The following is a 1,876-nucleotide window of genomic DNA, read 5'->3' as shown; positions in this document are numbered from 1 at the left end:
CGCCACGAATGCATTCCAGTCCGTCGGCAACGGCACGCCGGCCTTCTCGAAGGCCTCGTTGGACAGCCACAACCACTGCCAGGAATGGATGTTGACGGGCACGCAATAAATCTTGCCGTCGATGGTGCAGCCGTCGAGCAGGCTCTTCGGCCGGACGACATCAGTCCACTTGCCCCTGGTGGCGACATCGGTGAGGTCGCGCATCAGGCCGGCCTGCACCAACTCTTCCGCCTGCCGGCCATGGTTGAATTGCGTGGCGCCCATCGGATCGCCACCGGTGATGCGGCTGATCATGATTGGCCGCGCCGTGCCGCCGGAGCCGGCAATGGCGCCGTCCACCCAGTGGTTGCCGGTCGCATCGAATGCCTTGGCAAGTTCCGCAACCGCCGCCGCCTCGCCGCCCGACGTCCACCAATGGGTGACTTCCAGGTCCGTCGCGGCCGCATGGCCGGCAAACTGCAACCCGGCCGTCGCTGCCAGCGCAGCGGTCAAAAATCTGTATCGCATTTCGGCTCCTCCCAGAATCTGAAACGTTACAGATTTTCGATACGGCAATTGCGCGGGCTGTGCAACCCATCAACGAAGCACCCTCGATATTTTTTCGGGCTGCGAACAAATTCGCATGGATGATCGCGCTTCTCATGCACTGCAGCATGGTTTGCTGCGGCGCAAACACCGAAATGCCGCCTGATACGGGCAAAAAGGCGGCGGCAGAGGCAATTTCTCCTGGAATCCCAAGCGTTTCGCAAAAGAACCATCCACCTCGTGGGCGAGGGACATGTAACTCGATATGGCAATCTGTAACGTTTCAGTATATTGAGACTTTACCGGGGCTGGAACGCATATCGTATCGCCATGACGGCGATTGCCGACATGGCTCGCGGCTGCTATGCGCCTGACGGGCGGGACGAATGGACAGACAGCGTACGGACAAGAGCGGGGAGACCTCGGCACAGGGACGGCCGACGTTGAAGACGCTTGCCTTCATGACCGGGCTCGGCGTCACCACCGTGTCACGCGCCTTGAAGGATGCCCCGGAAATCGGCGCCGAAACCAGGCGCCGCGTCCAGCTCGTCGCCAAGCAGATCGGCTACCGGCCGAACCGCGCCGGCGTGCGTCTGCGCACCGGCAGGACCAATGTCATCAGCCTCGTGCTCAACACTGACCGCGAGATCATGAGCTTTGTCTCGGACATCATCTACGGCGTTTCGGAAGTGCTCGCCGAAACGCCCTATCACCTGATCGTCACGCCCTATTCCCGCTCGCAGGATCCGATGGAGCCGATCCGCTATCTCGTCGAGACCGGCTCGGCCGACGGCGTCATCATTTCGCGCACCCAACCGAACGATCCGCGCGCCCGCTACATGCTCGAGCACGGCATGCCCTTTGCCACGCATGGCCGCACCGACATGGGCCTCGTCCATCCCTACCATGACTTCGACAACCATGTTTTCGCGATGGAGGCCGTGCGCCGCCTGGCGAGCATGGGCAGGCACAAGCTGGCGCTTCTGTCGCCGCCGCCCGGGCTGACCTATTATGGCCACACGCTGAACGGCTTTGCCGATGCGCTGAGCGAGGTCGGAGCCAGCGAAATTCCGTTCAACACCGTTTCCATCGATCACACGATCGAGCAGATCAGGACCAGGACCGCGCAGGTGATGCGCCGCGAGAACAGGCCGGACGGCTTCGTCAGCAGCGCTGCCGCCGCGACACTGGCGATCGTCGCCGGCATCGAGGATGCCGGCCTCAAGCTTGGCCGCGACGTCGATGTCGTGTCCAAGCAGTCGTCGGACCTGTTGCATCTGTTCCGGCCGGAATTGCTCGTCGTCAACGAGAACTTCCGCCTGGCCGGCTCCGATCTCGCCCGCTCCGTGCT

At 62.6% G+C, this 1,876-nt stretch carries 2 protein-coding genes; one reads left to right on the top strand and one right to left on the bottom strand.

The window, feature by feature from the left end:
- On the bottom strand, positions 1 to 507 hold a 507-nt coding region (locus EN984_RS33015; protein ID WP_164765850.1), incomplete at its 3' end, for an ABC transporter substrate-binding protein.
- A gap of 404 nt (positions 508 to 911) precedes the next feature.
- Between EN984_RS33015 and EN984_RS33010 the strand changes: the two genes are divergently transcribed.
- The coding region (locus tag EN984_RS33010; RefSeq protein WP_127384286.1) for a LacI family DNA-binding transcriptional regulator at positions 912 to 1,876 on the top strand (965 nt) is incomplete at its 3' end.

This window comes from Mesorhizobium sp. M7A.F.Ca.CA.004.12.1.1 (genome assembly GCF_003997835.1).
GTDB lineage: Bacteria > Pseudomonadota > Alphaproteobacteria > Rhizobiales > Rhizobiaceae > Mesorhizobium.
The sequence above is the reverse complement of the archived record's forward strand: the minus strand, read 5'-3'. Positions and strand labels throughout refer to the sequence as shown.